The following is a 15865-nucleotide window of genomic DNA, read 5'->3' on the forward strand; positions in this document are numbered from 1 at the left end:
CTGCTAGTGAGACGTCAAATGCTGCAGCCGCAGCATGATGTACACCACAAAGATAAGTCCGACCGATCCGATCGCGGAGTATTGAACCACCTTGAATGGCTTCATTCTCGGTGGTGCGATCTTTCCGGCAAGCGCCATCGAGTAGATCACCTGAACCATACCGCCATAGATGAAGAGCGTCATGATGTACGCTCGCGATAGAAACCACCCCGCCACGAAGTAGCCGACAATTGAAGTCAGCATGAGCCGTGAGATTCGTTCAATCTCTTCCGGCTCGGGAAGTTGTTCCTCTTCCGCTTCGACCGCAAGGTGCAGCGGGGTCTTTATCTCTTCCTCTTGAGGGGTTATGTCTTCAACCAGCGTGGTCGAATTTGCGTTCCGAGCGGGCGACGCTCCACTTCCTTGCCAGTCCAACTGTGCAGACGGCTCAAGGCGCACGCCGAGAGAGCGGTCATAAGAAAAGCTGTCTTCCTCCGGCTTTGGCGTTCTCGAGATGGAGCAGGCTGCGGCATCCCGAATGGTGGGAAGAACGAACATCACCCACCAGAAGAGGCCGAACATTCCAAGCTCCGCTGCGCAGACAATGACCGTGTTGTGTGCTGTGATGAAAAAATACTCTCCAAATCGGCCGAATCCAACACCGAAGAAGGGGTGACTCTTGATGAGATCGAGCCCTACAGCCCAGGCCTCCATGCGGCCTGAGCCAGCCTCGACAGATACGTCGCGGCCTCCTGACCAGCCAACGACGGTGGTGATCGCAAAAACGCCCCCGGCAATAATTGTCGCCGGGATCGTGCCGATCTTGCGCCGCGCTCCAAACAGAATGACTGCGAGCAGGGCGATAATTCCGCCGCGGGAGTGCGTCAGATACATTCCAAAGATCAGCCATGCAATCGGGATCAGGACCAGCAGAATATTGCGGGGCAGGCTCCCTTTCTTCCAGAAAAAGAACATGCACGGAATCAGGCTGACCATTACCTGGGCAAAGTCATTCGGATCATTGATGAAAGCCATGCCCCGCAGGCGATAGAAGGAGACACCACCCTCTTCACCTCCCTGGGGCATGAGATAAGGATTCGCAAAGTCTTCGGCTCTTAGGGCGCTATAGCCCCTGAAAATTGTGTAGGCGCTCACGACAAACAGAGTCAAGGCCAGGAGCTGCAGGTGTCTCTTCGTTCTGAAATTCACAACGACGAGAAAAAAGGTAAAGGCGTTAGGAATAAAGCCAAGCACCGCCGGCATAATGGACCCCAGCCATCCTGTCATCACCATGGAGCAGAAGACCGCGATGCACATGCCAACCAGGGCAAAACTCTGGGGCATTGTCAGGATATTCGACCGTTGGATTCTGGGGAGGGACGCCACAAAGGCAAGAGCGGCTAGAATGATTTCCATGTGGAACTCATAAAGCGGGCCCCACAATGTCTGGGGACCGAGATACGCCGTCAGAATGTAGAGTAGCGTTAGAAAAAGTCCCATAAAATTGGATTGCCGAAGTTCCAAGTGCAATACTAATGTATCTGTCATTCCAAATGAGAACGAGAACTGGTGGAGTTCCAACCTGTGGAGTGCCCGCACTTTTCCCGGTATCGTACGATTCCACTTGGGTCACACCGTCATGAAGCTTCCGCGTCACGCTGAGTTATGGTTTCCTGGCTATTTCCGTGATCGTACCCGGCATCTGCTGGGAAGACCTGCACCAAAACGGTTGTGGGTTAGCATCACCGATCATTATGAGCCGCTGTGTCAGAAGGCAACGATCGAAACGGCGTTGCAGCGTGTCGCCCGCTGGCAGGAGATGTGGCCGCGGATTGCCGACGCTGCCCCCAGAGATGCCGCGGATCGCATGCCCTGTTACAGCTTCTTCTATCCGCAGGAGGACTACAGGGCAGAGCTGCTCGATCCACTCGCGGAGATGACGCGGCAGGGAATCGGTGACGTCGAAGTTCATATCCACCACCACAAGGAGACGGCAGAAGGCTTTATTCGAAAGATCAGTGACTTCTGTCGAAGGCTTCGGAACGATCACGGCCTTTTGCACGATCACAGGGGGCGCATGGTCTTCGGCTTTATTCATGGAAACTGGGCGCTGGATAACTCCCGCCCCGACGGGCTCGACTGCGGATTGACCGGAGAGATCGAGCTTCTGCGAGACCTGGGTTGCTATGCGGACTTCACCATGCCCTCCATTCCATCTCCTACCCAGGGGCGGATTGTGAATCAGATCTATTGGTGTACCGGTATACCCGGGCGGCCAAAGGCATTTGATCGCGGCATAGAGGCGTCTGTCGGGGGAGGAACCCAGGGAGATCTCCTCATGATTACCGGACCTGCGGGTCTTCGGTTTGAAGGTCGACTGATGCCCCGTGTCGAGATGGGAGAGATCGCTCACAACGATCCTCCAACCGAACACCGGGTCCGTCGCTGGCTCGATCTATCCCCGCAGGTCGGAGACGAGATGTTTCTGAAGCTCCATACGCATGGAGCCCGTGAAGATAATGCCGATGCCCTGCTGGGCACGGGCGGACGTCCAGGAGGCCTGGAGCAGATGTTTCGTTGGCTCAACGAGGAGACGCAGAGACGCGGGATAGAACTGCGATGGGCCAGCGCCTACGATATGTTCTGCGCTGTTGAGGCGCTCACCGGTCCTCTCTATCCTGGCTCCCGCCTCACGTCAGAGTTGGCGGGAATGCCTGCCGGAGAACGCTGAACTTGAACCTTCTGCTCATCACATTTTCTTTTCCGCCGGCAGGAGGCGTGGGGGTGTTGCGTGCTCTTTCGCTCGCGAAGTATCTGCCCGGAAATGGCGTGCGGGTCGATGTTCTGACGGCTCGTAACGCACCGGCAGTTGGCAAGGATCTAACTCTGCTCCAACAGGTCCCATCCGAGGTCACGATACATCGCACCTGGACGCTGGATCTTCCGTTCTGGCTTCGCAAATCCGTGAAGAAGGCTCTAACTGGAGGCAGAGCAAAGGCTGCCTCTCCTGCCCCACAAGCGGGTCGAAGCGGCGGAAATCCCCTGAGACGGTGGATCGGTAATCTGCTCCTTCCCGATCCCCAGGTTGGCTGGCTGCCGTTCGCTCTTCCCGCCGCCGTTCGCATCATCCGCGAGCGCTCCATCGACGCTGTACTGATTACGGTTCCACCGTATTCGAGCGTAAAGGTTGTCATGCGGTTAAGAAGGCTCTTTCCGGATCTACCCATCGTCCTGGACTTTCGTGACGAATGGCTCACTACGACCCTCGACCTGGTCAGCTTTAACAACAACGACCGCGCTCGATTGGTCGCTCAGAGTACTGAGCGCGAGGCGGTTCATGCCGCAACCACGGTTGTCCTGGTAACAGAGGCCGCACGCTGCGAGCTTCAGTCCCGTTATCCCGATCTACCTCCAGAGAGCTTCGTCTGTATCCATAACGGCTATGACGCCACTCCACCGCAAGCGCAGGCACGGTTCCCCGGTTTGTCCTCTTCACGCCAGAAAGTTGTGCTCACGTACATCGGTAGCGTCTATGGATCGACCGACCCCGGCAGCTTCATCGAGGCAGTTCGTGCGCTGCCCGAGGCAGTCCGGTCGCGGCTGCATGTCCGCTTTATCGGCCACATCGAAGCTCCGGAATACCGGGAACAATTGCTCTCTCTCGGGGATACGATCGAATTGAAGGGATTCGTCCCCCAGGCCGAGGCGCTTGCTGCCATCCGAGATACGGATTATCTGCTCTTAATTACCCACGACAGAATCAATGTGGCCGCTAAGTTCTACGATTATCTTGGCGGGGGAAAGCCGATCCTCGGCGCGGTTCATCCCCAGGGCGACGTGCGGCGCCTTCTCGAAGAGACTCGAGCAGGAAACTGGGCTGACGTTGGTGATCCTCAGTCCATTCGCAGGATGCTGATTGAGGCAATCGAGGCTTCAGGAACTTTCCGGGAGCCCGACTTCGGTCGGATCGCGGAATATCATCGCCGTCCGCTCACAGCCCGGTATGCCTCTCTCCTTCGGGGCCTGGTGGAGTCCGGCCAGAACTCTCAAAAAGGCCAGGCACATTCGTGAGAGTCGCTGTCATCACACGGTACTTCCCCACATCGCACGAACCTTGGGCCGGACACTCGGCATACCAGACGCTGCGTATTCTTGCACGAAACTGTGAGCTGAAGCTCTTTTATCCCGAATCGCAGTACCCGCCACTGCTGACACCGCAAAGTCGAGCCGGACGTCAGATCGACTTTAATCATCGAGTGGAAGAAGTCGAGGTGGAGTACATTCCCTACCTTGCGCTTCCGGCGATCTCGCGACCGCTCAATGGATTCTCTGCGTCCCGCAGTATCCTCTCGCGGGTACGGGCGTATCGCCCTGACATCATCCTGAACTACATCGTTTATCCGGATGGCGATGCTGCATTCCGGGTAGCCCGCGCGCTTCGCATTCCCTTTGTCGTGACGGCAATCGGTTCGGACCTCAATGTCATTCCCGATCCCATCTGTGGACGGCTCACCCGCCGCGTCCTTCGCGAGGCAGACTTTACCCTCACTGTCAGTGGAGACCTGCTGCGCACGGCGCGTCGGCTGGGCGCGCGCGTCGAGCGAAGTGGTGCTGTTTTGAACGGCTGCGATACGGCGATCTTCTATCCGCGTGACCGTAATGAGGCCAGGGCCACGCTTGGACTTCCCAGGGATGCTGAAGCCGTGGTCTACGTGGGCCGACTCGACATGGCCAAAGGGCTTGGCGAACTCGTCAGCGCGATTGCGAGCCTGCGAACACGTCGTCCGCGGCTCCATGCGTGGATCGTCGGAGACGGTCCGGCGCGCCAGCAGATAGCTGACGCCATTGTGTCCCAGAATTTGGTCGGTCACATGACCCTGATGCCCGCGTGCCCCACGGACAAGGTTGCGACGTGGATGGCCGCCTCAGACCTGGTGACGCTCCCAAGTTATCGCGAAGGTTGTCCCAACGTCATTGTCGAAGCCCTCGCCTCCGGGAGACCGATTGTGGCGAGCGAAGTGGGAGGCATCCCCGAGCTGACGGATACCCGCAGTGGACGGCTGGTTCCTGCCAGAGATGCTGAGGCGCTTGCAGTAGCGCTCGATGAGGTCTTGTCTCAGTCGTGGGATGCCGATGAGATCGCGGCACGCCACGGCCGGAGCTGGACAGACGTCAGCCGGGATGTGGAAGCCATCCTGGCTTCCACACTCGAACGCGGCCGGTCAACATTAGCCTCTCACCCAGCAAGCCGATAGGGCGGAAGCATGCAAGAGCGTGATTGTTCATCGAGGGGAGGTAATCCTTCGATGTTGTTTTGCCGCCTAGTACAGTCTCGTTCGCGGAGTGGAAGCAGATGCAGCCACGCCCATCGTCTCCGTTCGCTTCGAGGTTGTCGTCCTCAGCGGCCGCGGCGGGACTTCCGGCATTCCAGCTTCACTGAGCTTGTAGAGCAGCGACCGGTAGCTGATCTGCAGCCACTTTGCGGTCTTCTGCCGATTCCAGCTATTGGCCTGCAGCACCTTCAGAATGATCTGACGTTCGAGATCGTGGGTCGCCTGTCGTGTGATGTTTTTCAACGAAATAGGCTCGCTGAGATCAATCTCCGCGGTGATGCCGCTGCGAGGTTGTTCAGGAATCAATTCGGCCACCAGGGCATCTTCGCTGCCAATCAGCACGTAGCTGCGAATCAGGTTTTCGAGCTGACGGATATTACCTGGCCAGTGATAGCTTTGCATGAGCCGGATTGCGCTCTTCGAAAGCAGTTCGGGAGTATGACGAAAGACCCGCGAATAATGCTCGATGAAGTAGTCGATCAAAACGGGGAGATCCGCGATCCGTTGGCGCAGGGGGGGCAGGTTGATCGTCACCGCGTTGATGCGGAACAGAAAATCCAGCCGGAAGGTGCCGTTCTCAACCTGGGTTCGTAAATCGCCGTTTGCCGCCGATACCAGCCTGGTGGCAATGGAGCGGGACTCGTGACCCCCGACCCGCACAAACGTCCCATCCTGCAAAACCTGAAGAAGCTTGGCTTGGACATTGAGATCGAGACTGCCCACTTCATCTAAAAACAGAGTGCCGTTGTGGGCTTGCTCGACCCGCCCGAGTTTGGTGCTCGTTGCCCCCGTGAAAGCACCTTTTTCGTAGCCGAACAGTTCGGTCTCCAGCAGCGAATGGGGAATGGCCGGACAGCTGACCTTGACCAGGCTTCCACGCGAGCGAAGAGACAGGGAATGAAGCAGCTGCACACAGATTTCTTTGCCGGTTCCGCTCTCGCCCTGGATCAGTACAGGCACGTCGGTCTCGGCGACACGTTCTATCTTGTTTCGGACAGCCTGCATAGGCGCGGTCTTGCCGAAAAGAATATCCATCGGTGGCAGACTGAAGGAGGCAGCGGATTCAGCATGATGAACCAAGTCATTTTCCCGTCTTATGTGGGGTATCAAGGCAAAAGTGCAATACATTTCACTGAGCACGTTATGCGCCAATCCTATCCCCGTAAGGCAACTTTTGGCCGCGTCTGCTGCAAGGGATCCGATTCGCGAGATGCTATCCTTTGCAAACGGAAGGTTAACCAGTGTTTACAGTATGTTTTCGCGGTAATCCCTCCTCGGCTTACTTTTGTAATGGGTTCCACCTGCCTTTTTAAATTCCTCAGTCAAGGCAACACCGCCACAGGTTGTTTCCCCGCTTTCCACACAGAGTGGTAAACATTTTTCTCTTTTATCGGCAAAATTATTAACATTTTTCTGTCACACTCCAGGCAATCCGAACTAAAATTCGGCTTAGTAGCTCGCCGGGAGTTCTCCCCACTTCACGGGTGGCAGGGGTTACAGTACAAGGGCTGGGAACGGGTACTAACTTATTTGCAAGCCCAGTCAGGCTCGCAAGATTCGGGCGCAAGAACTCGAATCGGCAACATAGGGGTGTGGTATGTCGGCTTCTCCGTCATCGTCTTATAGTATGTCTGCTTTGAAGTCAGTATCTAAGTCCCGCCCTCAGGTGCTCATTCTTGAGCCCGATCTGGCTGTGCTGGATTATCTTCGTCTCACGCTGGGCGATCGTTACGCGCTCAGTCTCTTCTCTGAAGAGAAGTCCCTCCTAGACCGCCTGGAACAGAGCGATGAGCCGGACATCGTGCTGCTTGCAGTCCACTCGGGTCGTGAACCCCTTCCTTTACTGACTCATATCCGGTGTGCCCGTCCCAATCTTCCCGTAGTCGTGCTGTCCTGCTACGCTGAGCCGCGCGACCTCGAGATGGTCATTCGGCTCGGAGTTCGTGCCGTCGTGATGAAGCCTTTTGTGGGGACCGATGTCGAAGAGGCGATTGAGGAACACCTGACCTCCGCGGATCGGAAGTCTTCCGCTGCAGATTCGCCCCGGGAGATCCCGCTTAACGAGACTCATTCCTTTGTACGTTCCAGCAAGCGGATGAGGGATCTGGAATCTCAGGCCTCGCTTGTAGCCCGTGCCGATATCCCCATCCTGATCCTGGGTGAGAGTGGGACCGGCAAGGAGATTCTGGCTCTCTACACTCACAAGATGTCCGCCCGCAGCCAGAACACCTTCCTCAAGGTCAACTGCGCGGCAGTCCCCGCCGACCTGCTCGAGAGCGAGCTCTTCGGCTACGAGCAGGGTGCGTTTACCGGTGCGGTCAAGACCAAGCCCGGAAAGTTTGAGATTTGCACCGGAGGGACGATCTTTCTGGACGAGATCGGGGAGATGCCCGCGATTCTGCAGGCGAAGCTTCTGCAGGTACTGCAGGACGGCACTTTCTCCCGGCTCGGAAGCCGCTCTCCCATGAGGGTCGATGTTCGCGTGATTGCTGCTACCAATATCAATATGAAAGAGGCGATGGCAAATAAGACCTTCCGAGAAGATCTTTACTACCGCCTCAATGGTTTTACCCTGAATATTCCTCCACTGCGTGAACGTCAGGAAGAGATTCCTGTGCTCGCTGAATACTTTATAAGGAAGGGAGCGCGGCGTTATGACCGCGACCCACTGCCCTTGTCCCCAAGATTGATAGAATCGCTGTCGAATCATAGCTGGCCCGGAAATCTGCGGGAGCTTGAAAATGTAATCAATCGCTATCTAGTTCTTGGCGACGAGAAGGCCATCCTTGAAGAACTGGCTCCGGCTTCGTCTCAAATCACCGCCGGCACATCGGCGGAACCAGCAAATGGAGCCGGACTCAAAGCACTCGTAAAAAATCTCAAGGGCGGCGCTGAGGCGGCTGCGATTGCACAGGTGTTGGAGGGAACTGGATGGAACCGCAAGGCGGCGGCAAACGATCTGCAGATCAGCTACAAGGCTCTGCTCTACAAGATCAAACAGTACGATCTGTCTCCACAAGATCGCGCGTAGCTGCCAAGATTGCCGCGATGGCTGCGGCTGCGGCCGAGGGGGTTCACAGGATAGTTGTCCGGTTTGAAGACCGCACCGTTTTTGGGACGGTCCAGATCAGTGAGCTCGGCACCATCGAGCAGTTGCTGCACAACGATCCCCATTCTCCGCTCGATACTATCAAGCTGAATCTGGTGGAGACCGGAGAGATCGAAGAGATTCCGACCCGCGACGCGAAGGCAGTTTTCTTCGTTAAGACCTTCAGCGGAGATCTCCGTCACAAGGCCCTTCATTTTCACGAGAATGCTCCAATCGTGCCCGGCTTATGGGTGCGAGTGTACTTTTATGACGGAGAGATGATCGAGGGAATCATCAGCAACACCCGTGATTTTGTTCTCGAGGATGGATTCTTTCTTATTCCCACCGATCCCAACGGAAACAACCGTCTGGCCTACGTAAATAAGAGCGGGTTGAAAGATTTTCATGTCCTGGGGATGCGCAACCTGCCCAAAAATCTCCACAAGCTGTAAGCCGCAACGCAGAGGAGGCTAACCTCAGGAGCCTGAGGCTAGCCACGCACTCACTAAACCGCAGCTACTGACTCTTTCGCCCATTCAATGGTCTGTTCGAGCCCGAAAACCAGGTCGGCGATGACCTTGTACCCAAAGGCACTCTGGGCTGCGGAGATATCGGCGAGCGAGTGTTTGATGTCGCCTTCTCTTTCTTCAGCGTGATTCAAGCCTCCGGTGTAGCCGGTAATGCGTTTGATCTCGGCGAAGGCTTCCAGCAGAGTTGTGCGTTCGCCCGTGGCGACGTTGAAGACCTGGCCGGCGACCCTTTCCGCTGGCGCTTTGGCGGCCAGTAGATTTGCGCTCACCACATTGTCGATGTAGGTAAAGTCTCGGCTGGTCGATCCATCGCCATAGATGGTCGGCGTCTGCCCCGCAAGCATGAGGGAGATAAACCGGGCCAGAACGCCAGAGTACTGCGAGGATGGATCCTGGCGGGGACCGAAGATATTGAAGTAGCGCAGGGAGACTGTTTCCAGACCATAGACACGGTAATAACTGGCTAGATAATGCTCTCCGGCCAGCTTTTGGACAGCGTACGGCGAAAGCGGCGAAGGAAGCATTGCCTCCGTCTTTGGAAGTTCAGGCGAGTCTCCATAGGCGGCCGAGGACGCGGCATAGAGCACACGCTTCACCACGGCCTTGCGGGCGGCTTCGAGAACGCAAAGCGTTCCGGTGAGATTTGGGCCGTTCGTGCCAATGGGATCATCGACCGACTTGGGAACAGAGGGGATCGCGGCCTCATGGAAGACATAATCGACGCCTCGGCACGCGTGAAGGACCGCATCCTGGTCGAGCACATCTGCGTTACGGAAATCGATCTGCGATCGGATCTCTTCGAGATTGGCCATCGAGCCTGTAGAGAGGTTATCGATTCCGCGAACCTGGGCGCCCTCGGCAAGCAAAGCCCGTGCGATGCTCGATCCGATGAATCCCGCAATACCCGTAACAAGGACGGTAGACATAAGCCCTCCAGAAAGATCGCAGCTTCGCTTCGCGCGGCCGGCCGCTTCCTTAAGACTACCGCAGGGATGTCGTGGAAGAGCTGGATGGCAACTGCATCGAAAGTGTCATTCGAAGTTCAATCGGCGGCAAAGCAGCGTCTAGAAAGAAGATCGCGGCCATCTGCAGCAGCCGCGATCTCTCTTTTTTTCGGAATTTTTAGACGCCAACCGGTTCCGCGACCTTGACGTTGACCGGGGTGAGCCAGTTGTAGCGATCGGCTTTAAGTCCGTTCACAATGCCGAAGAACTCTTCGTGAAGCGCCGAAGTGATCGGTCCCATCGTTCCATCGCCGATCAGGATGCGATCCACCGAGCGCAGATGCGTGACCTCTGCGGCAGTACCGGTGAAGAAGGCTTCGTCTGCGATGTAGAGGAGTTCGCGTGGCAGCGTCTGCTCGACCACTTCCATGCCAAGCTGTTTTGCCAGGATGATAACCGAGTTGCGGGTGATGCCGCTGAGCACGGAGTTGGCCAGCGGGGTGGTGTAAATCACGCCATTGCGCACCAGGAATAGATTCTCGCCTGAGCCTTCGGACAGATAGCCGTTCACGTCCAGCGCGATTCCCTCGGCGTAGCCGTTCACCTCGGCTTCCATACGGATAAGCTGCGAGTTCATATAATTTGCTCCCGCCTTCGCGAGAGAAGGCATGGTGTTGGGAGCCAGACGCGACCAGCTTGAGACGCAGACATCGGCGCCCTCATTCCCAGGAACATATTTGCCCCATGGAAAATTTGCGATGTAAATATCAACGGGCGACTTGAGAGGGTTCACGCCAATCTCGCCGTAGCCACGAAAGGCGATCGGGCGAACGTAGCAGGGGGCGATCCCGTTGGCTTCGATCACATCGATGACTGCGGCTGAGAGTTGATCAACGGTGTAAGCCAGAGGCATGCGATAGATCTTGGCCGAGTCCATCAGCCGCTGCATGTGCTCCTGCAGGCGGAAGACGCTCGCGCCGGAGGGCTGGGCATAACAGCGAATCCCCTCAAAGACAGAGGAACCGTAGTGAATAACATGGCTCATAACGTGGATCTGGGCTTTGTCCCAGGGGATCAGTTGTCCGTTGTGCCAGATGTTCGCTGTGGTCTGAATAGGCATGTGCGTTCCTCGCGTAGAACCTTCATTATAGCCATCCGAGCGGCCGCTGGGCCAGATCCAAACCTGCCTCAGGGATGTCCACGAGTCGCGGCATGGGAGAATGGATCTGTGTTCTTTCAGCCCCACTCGCCGGTAAGCTTCTACGGCCTCGAGCATTCGGTCTACGTCCGATTCTCCGTGCTGGCGCTCAGCTCCATCTTTTTCCTGGTGGATCCCTTTGCCGCCTTGCCGACATTTCTGGCAGTCACGGCTGGATCCGACTCGGCACGTCGCCGCCGAATCGCGCGCAAGGCGTCCTTGACAGCGCTGATCTTTCTGAGCGCTTTTGCGATGGCGGGCCAGTACATCTTCAAAATGTTTGGAATCACGCTTCCGGCGTTCGAGATCGCAGGTGGTGTGATCCTGCTGTTGATCGGCCTCGATATGTTGGAGGCGCGGCGGTCTCCTACTCAGGAGACCAGCGGAGATGCGGAGGATGCGGCGAGTAAGGAAGACGCTGGCATCGTTCCGCTTGGAATTCCCATGCTCGCCGGTCCCGGAGCCATCGCCAGCGTTATGGTTCTCGTCGGACAGGCGCAGAATCGCTGGCAGATGGTCGCCATTCTCGGTTCGATCTTTATCACCTCGCTGATCTGCTATTTCGTGCTCGGCAACTCCGACAAAGTGGCGCGAGCACTGGGAGATACCGGAATTCGCATCCTCGTCCGCATCATGGGCTTGCTCCTTGTCGCCCTGGCGGTGCAGTATTTCGTCAATGGAATGGCTGACCTTGGGGTGATTGCGAAGCCGTCATAAGAAACATTCCCTTCCTCGGTCAGTGGTTTTGCTGTCTTGCCGTGATGGATACGAGAAGGAGTGGATCATGTTTCGATCGGGAAGCCCGGCGAGGATGATTTGGGCTGTTGCTTTGGCCCTGGGTTGTGCCACACAGGCTGCGTGGGCGCGTTTTCAGGTCCCGCCACCATGCAAGAACGCCTTCAGCGTTCAGCAGGAGCAGACCGAGGGTGCGAAGGTCGCGGCCGAGATCTTCAAGCAGATGCCCGTGATGCCGGACAACTCGCCCGTCTCGCAATACATTCGGCAGCTGGGCGCAAAGCTGGTGGCCGTGCCCCCCGGCTATCGTTGGCCCTTCAACTTTCACGTCGTAGCCAGTGATGAGATCAACGCCTTCGCTCTCCCGGGAGGTGCAATGTTCGTCAATCTGGGCGCCATCCGCGCGGCCGAGACCGAATCGCAGCTGGCCGGGGTGATGGCGCACGAGCTCTCCCACGTAGTAATGCGCCACTCCACCTGCAATATGACCAAGCAGCAGTCCGTGGGAACCTGGGCCGCTCTCGGCCAGATCGGCGCCGCAATCGCCCTCGGAAACGGCGCCCTGGGGTCTTTGGCCACTCAGGGAATCGGAATGGCGGCTGGGCTTGGCTTCTTACGCATGTCACGCGACTACGAGAAGCAGGCCGATCTGCTGGGAGCCGGGATCCTCTATGACGCCGGTTTCGATCCGCGAGGCCTGCCTCAATTCTTTGAAACCATCCAGGCGAAGTATGGAGAAGGAGGAGCACAGCTCTTCAGCGATCACCCTAATCCCGGAAATCGCATGCAGTACGTCAATGCGGAGATCGCAAGCCTGCCCCGAAAGCCCAACCCGACCGTGACCTCACCAGCGTTTGTGCAGGCCCGCGCCCTGGCCACAAAGGAGAAGGCTTATAACGCGAAGGAGATTCAGGCCGGGGCTTGGAGACAGACCGGCAAATACGCTCTAGTCTCCGGTGGGCCGGCGCAGGTGATCCCCGCGACTGCATCATCTGGCGGAGGCCGGGGAGGAGCAGCAGCAGCCCGGCTGAGCAGGGAAGCCTTGGGACTGAACGATCGCATGATCTTCTACAACGGCCAGGCCTTCTCTATCAGCTATCCCGAGAGCTGGCAGAAGGGGGAGGCTCAGAACGGAAGCGTCGCCTTCGTGCCACCAAATGGAGCCGGGCAATCGGGAATAGCCTATGGAGCCATCGTTGACGGCGCGCGGTTCAAGAGCGCGGTCACCGACGAGAATCAGCTGACGCAGGCGACGAATGCAATCGCAAATCAGATGATCCAGCAGAACAACGGCTTGCAGCAGGCCGGAAGTATTACGTCTATGACCGTAAATGGCCAGCTGGCAAACGCCATTGAGTTGAAGGGGCCCTCTCCTGTTGCGTCCACCGCGGAACGCGATCTGTTGGTGACCATTGCGCGTCCCGATGGAGCCGTAAATTTCATCGTCTTCGTCGCGCCAGAACCGGACTATCCGTCTTTGAAGCCAGTCTTTTCATCGATGGCGCAGAGCTTTCGGGTACGCTGAGAGGGCTTTTTGATGAAAAGGTATGCCTGGACAAGAAATTTGAAATAGATAAAACACCTGTCGTTATTGGGGGAAACCAACTTTTCTACAGAAAAGGCAAGTTATTAACAGCCTTTTGGGTTGCACGATGGCTCTGTCGTTGATACTCTCAGGAAGTCGCAGTGAGCTGACGGCTTGCACAGAGATGGCAAGCACGATATTTTCGGTGTGACAGTAATAAATGAGCTTCGCACCTGGACGCCAAAGTAAAGGCGATTGAGGGAAGACGAAGCGCAGTCCAAGCGTTTGATCGCGGCATTGAGCCAATGGCCAGCCGAATCCAAACCCAAGTCACTGCAGTTTGCTTTTGAAGAAGCCTAGGCTTCGGCGGCATAAATTTTGCCGATGAGATGTTTTGACATTTTGCGCTTCGCGAACAGTCAGCAGCTTCGACTGAAATCTTTATAAGGTTGAAAAATCTTATAAAGAAATCAAAAAAAAGATGTTGACAAGAGATAAAGACTTCGATAATCTTAGAAAGTTCGCTAAAACGTCGGACACTACTGAGTAGTAAGAAACAAGGCTTGAGTAAACGGCCAAAGTAGTGAAAACAAAGACGAAATCAGCGCAAACAAGTTCGAGGACACAATCCAGGCTTTTAGCCGGATAGGTCCTTGATCCAAAGCTGCCCGCCTAGTGCGGATGCAGTTAGGATCTTTGACAACATAGTTGAACGTGCCAGTCGTGAGATGATACGGAATTTGGTTTAGTCATTCTCACTAGTTATATCCTTCGCTCCTTTCGAGCGAGCGAAGGCGTCTGACTCCCGGACCTCCGTCCTGGGAGCGGACACACCAAGATTAAACGAGAGTTTGATCCTGGCTCAGAATCAACGCTGGCGGCGTGCCTAACACATGCAAGTCGCACGAGAAAGTGGAGCAATCCATGAGTACAGTGGCGCACGGGTGAGTAACACGTGACTTATCTACCTCCGAGTGGGGAATAACCTAGAGAAATCTGGGCTAATACCGCATAACACTTACGAGTCAAAGCAGCAATGCGCTTGGAGAGGAGGTCGCGGCAGATTAGTTAGTTGGCGGGGTAATGGCCCACCAAGACGATGATCTGTATCCGGCCTGAGAGGGCGCACGGACACACTGGAACTGAAACACGGTCCAGACTCCTACGGGAGGCAGCAGTGGGGAATTTTGCGCAATGGGGGAAACCCTGACGCAGCAACGCCGCGTGGAGGATGAAATCCCTTGGGATGTAAACTCCTTTCGATCGGGACGATTATGACGGTACCGGAAGAAGAAGCCCCGGCTAACTTCGTGCCAGCAGCCGCGGTAATACGAGGGGGGCAAGCGTTGTTCGGAATTATTGGGCGTAAAGGGCGCGTAGGCGGTTTGACAAGTCTGATGTGAAATCTCTGGGCTCAACCCAGAGTCTGCATTAGAAACTGTCGGGCTTGAGTATGGGAGAGGTGAGTGGAATTTCCGGTGTAGCGGTGAAATGCGTAGATATCGGAAGGAACACCTGTGGCGAAAGCGGCTCACTGGACCATAACTGACGCTGAGGCGCGAAAGCTAGGGGAGCAAACAGGATTAGATACCCTGGTAGTCCTAGCCCTAAACGATGATTGCTTGATGTGACAGGTACCCAATCCTGTCGTGTCGAAGCTAACGCGATAAGCAATCCGCCTGGGGAGTACGGTCGCAAGGCTGAAACTCAAAGGAATTGACGGGGGCCCGCACAAGCGGTGGAGCATGTGGTTTAATTCGACGCAACGCGAAGAACCTTACCTGGGCTCGAAATGTAGTGGAATCCGGTGGAAACATCGGCGTCTAGCAATAGACCGCTATATAGGTGCTGCATGGCTGTCGTCAGCTCGTGTCGTGAGATGTTGGGTTAAGTCCCGCAACGAGCGCAACCCTTATCTTCAGTTGCTACCATTTAGTTGAGCACTCTGACGAAACCGCCTCGGATAACGGGGAGGAAGGTGGGGATGACGTCAAGTCCTCATGGCCTTTATGTCCAGGGCTACACACGTGCTACAATGGCCGGTACAAACCGCTGCAAACCCGCGAGGGGGAGCTAATCGGAAAAAGCCGGCCTCAGTTCGGATTGGAGTCTGCAACTCGACTCCATGAAGCTGGAATCGCTAGTAATCGCAGATCAGCATGCTGCGGTGAATACGTTCCCGGGCCTTGTACACACCGCCCGTCACATCACGAAAGTGGGTTGCACTAGAAGTCGGTGAGCTAACCGCAAGGGAGCAGCCGCCCAAGGTGTAATTCATGATTGGGGTGAAGTCGTAACAAGGTAGCCGTAGGAGAACCTGCGGCTGGATCACCTCCTTTCTAAAGAGAAAACGTCATGGCACTCGGATACGCCCCACGATTGTGGGCAGCCTTTGGCTGAGTATTCGGGAGTTGCCATGCACCATCCCCTGCTATTTAGTTTGCTTGGGATGAGCCTGAACTAAACCTTCTCTTTGCCGATATCTATCAACATCGATGGTCAGGAGTGGCGTAGCCGCTCCGCACGTTCAACT

Annotated in this window: 11 protein-coding genes and 1 rRNA gene; 8 read left to right on the top strand and 4 right to left on the bottom strand. The window is 56.2% G+C overall.

Going from position 1 to position 15865, the window contains the following annotated elements:
• Positions 1 to 3 precede the first annotated feature (3 nt).
• Complete coding sequence (locus BDD14_RS19200; protein ID WP_165420162.1) at positions 4 to 1395, bottom strand: O-antigen ligase family protein; 1392 nt, start codon at positions 1393 to 1395, stop codon at positions 4 to 6.
• 208 nt (positions 1396 to 1603) lie between these two features.
• On the opposite strand from BDD14_RS19200, the gene BDD14_RS19205 reads away from it, so the two are divergent.
• From BDD14_RS19205 to BDD14_RS19215, 3 genes are read left to right on the top strand one after another with little or no spacing between them, the layout of a single operon-like run.
• Positions 1604 to 2710, top strand: coding sequence for a hypothetical protein (locus BDD14_RS19205; protein ID WP_207231779.1), 1107 nt, complete (start codon positions 1604 to 1606; stop codon positions 2708 to 2710).
• Positions 2711 to 2763: 53 nt separating this feature from the next.
• Positions 2764 to 4050 (top strand): glycosyltransferase, encoded by a 1287-nt coding sequence (locus BDD14_RS19210; protein ID WP_242618063.1) that lies wholly within the window; start codon positions 2764 to 2766, stop codon positions 4048 to 4050.
• Positions 4047 to 5234: a glycosyltransferase gene (locus BDD14_RS19215; RefSeq protein WP_130420301.1), complete on the top strand. Its 1188-nt coding sequence runs from the start codon at positions 4047 to 4049 to the stop codon at positions 5232 to 5234. The genes BDD14_RS19210 and BDD14_RS19215 overlap by 4 nt, the downstream gene beginning before the upstream one ends.
• Positions 5235 to 5300: 66 nt before the next feature.
• Here the strand turns inward: BDD14_RS19215 and BDD14_RS19220 are convergent, their stop codons facing one another.
• Complete coding sequence (locus BDD14_RS19220; RefSeq protein ID WP_242618064.1) at positions 5301 to 6392, bottom strand: sigma-54 interaction domain-containing protein; 1092 nt, start codon at positions 6390 to 6392, stop codon at positions 5301 to 5303.
• A 547-nt stretch (positions 6393 to 6939) separates the two neighbouring features.
• On the opposite strand from BDD14_RS19220, the gene BDD14_RS19225 reads away from it, so the two are divergent.
• Positions 6940 to 8343 carry a sigma-54-dependent transcriptional regulator gene (locus tag BDD14_RS19225; protein ID WP_130420305.1) on the top strand — a complete coding sequence of 468 codons (1404 nt, stop codon included), beginning with the start codon at positions 6940 to 6942 and terminating at the stop codon, positions 8341 to 8343.
• A gap of 17 nt (positions 8344 to 8360) precedes the next feature.
• Positions 8361 to 8852, top strand: a complete 492-nt coding sequence (locus tag BDD14_RS19230) for a DUF6982 domain-containing protein (RefSeq protein WP_130420307.1) — start codon at positions 8361 to 8363, stop codon at positions 8850 to 8852.
• Positions 8853 to 8905: 53 nt separating this feature from the next.
• Here the strand turns inward: BDD14_RS19230 and BDD14_RS19235 are convergent, their stop codons facing one another.
• Together BDD14_RS19235 and BDD14_RS19240 are read right to left on the bottom strand one after the other, a co-directional pair.
• Positions 8906 to 9856 carry an SDR family oxidoreductase gene (locus BDD14_RS19235; protein ID WP_130420309.1) on the bottom strand — a complete coding sequence of 317 codons (951 nt, stop codon included), beginning with the start codon at positions 9854 to 9856 and terminating at the stop codon, positions 8906 to 8908.
• A gap of 196 nt (positions 9857 to 10052) precedes the next feature.
• Positions 10053 to 10994 carry a branched-chain amino acid transaminase gene (locus BDD14_RS19240; RefSeq protein ID WP_130420311.1) on the bottom strand — a complete coding sequence of 314 codons (942 nt, stop codon included), beginning with the start codon at positions 10992 to 10994 and terminating at the stop codon, positions 10053 to 10055.
• A 108-nt stretch (positions 10995 to 11102) separates the two neighbouring features.
• Here BDD14_RS19240 and BDD14_RS19245 point away from each other — a divergent pair, with 108 nt between their 5' ends.
• The 3 genes from BDD14_RS19245 (at position 11103) to BDD14_RS19255 (ending at position 15671) form a co-directional block, all read left to right on the top strand.
• Positions 11103 to 11789 (top strand): MarC family protein, encoded by a 687-nt coding sequence (locus BDD14_RS19245; protein ID WP_242618065.1) that lies wholly within the window; start codon positions 11103 to 11105, stop codon positions 11787 to 11789.
• A gap of 67 nt (positions 11790 to 11856) precedes the next feature.
• Entirely contained in the window at positions 11857 to 13332 is a 1476-nt protein-coding gene (locus BDD14_RS19250; RefSeq protein WP_242618066.1) for a M48 family metallopeptidase, read from the top strand.
• An 839-nt stretch (positions 13333 to 14171) separates the two neighbouring features.
• Positions 14172 to 15671: ribosomal RNA gene (locus BDD14_RS19255) — 16S ribosomal RNA — on the top strand.
• Positions 15672 to 15865: the final 194 nt, after the last annotated feature.

The organism is Edaphobacter modestus, assembly GCF_004217555.1.
In the GTDB taxonomy this organism is placed as follows: domain Bacteria; phylum Acidobacteriota; class Terriglobia; order Terriglobales; family Acidobacteriaceae; genus Edaphobacter; species Edaphobacter modestus.